The 868-nt window shown below is 39.5% G+C and carries 1 protein-coding gene; it reads right to left on the minus strand.

All coding sequences use genetic code 11. From position 1 onward, the window contains the following. Positions 1-868 (minus strand): DUF6990 domain-containing protein (locus tag ACFIKU_RS09915; protein ID WP_375657407.1); only part of this gene is annotated, 868 nt, incomplete at both ends.

Raw genomic sequence — 868 nt, forward strand, 5'->3', positions numbered from 1 at the left:
GCCATAATCAGAGCGAAGTCTTTTAGAAAGGTCAATGTCTTTGACTGACCATTCTAGCGCATCATCAAGTGCTTGCTTTAAGCGATCCGCAGTAACTTCTGGTTCAAAGATTTCCAATCCCTTGGCTTCAAAATTAAGCTGTATATCTGGAATATCTTCCGTGTAGGTAGGATCAATGAATTTACAAGCGGTGGAAAGAATGCCCGTGCTAATCATAAAGGCGCTATCAAATTGTGGGTAATCTTTGGCAATTTCGTCGTTATAAAGAATGTCTACTTCACGATCAGCCAATTGATAGCTTGCCATATGGTCATTCTCATTGATTTTCTCGGTTGACCAACCTAGGCTTTTTAAAAGTGCTCTGGCACTTTCCATGGTCAATGGAGCATCTTTATCATCCGTTTCCTCTACATCCTCTATCACATCAACAGCTGTTGTTTGAGAAGCAACAGATGTTATTTGCGGATCCAAGCTCAAAATCGGTGCATTTTTCGGAAAACCTGCTCGATAACCCCGTGCAAGAGTGAGGAGATTATCAATTCTATATTTTGAGATTTCTTCCACAAAACCTAAAGAATTTCCCTTTCTAAAATTCTCCTTATAAGATTTGAGCTTTTCAACATCCCCAATCAAAACAAGCGCAATAAGGTGACGCGCTACAAGATCAAGTTCACTGTCTGGGGGAAAAGCTGCATAATCATAAATGATTTGATTGACATTTTGCTGCTCAGCCCATTCAAGTATATCTGCACAAATCTGCTTTAGCTTGCCTCCATCCAATTCAGTACTAGAAACTGTATAAACTTCTTCTGCTTCTTTGAGAGCTGTATATTGAGGCATATTATAGAAAATCTCTCTATGAGCAGTG

Origin of the sequence: Bartonella sp. CM120XJJH (genome assembly GCF_042194715.1) — a bacterium.
Classification (GTDB): domain Bacteria; phylum Pseudomonadota; class Alphaproteobacteria; order Rhizobiales; family Rhizobiaceae; genus Bartonella.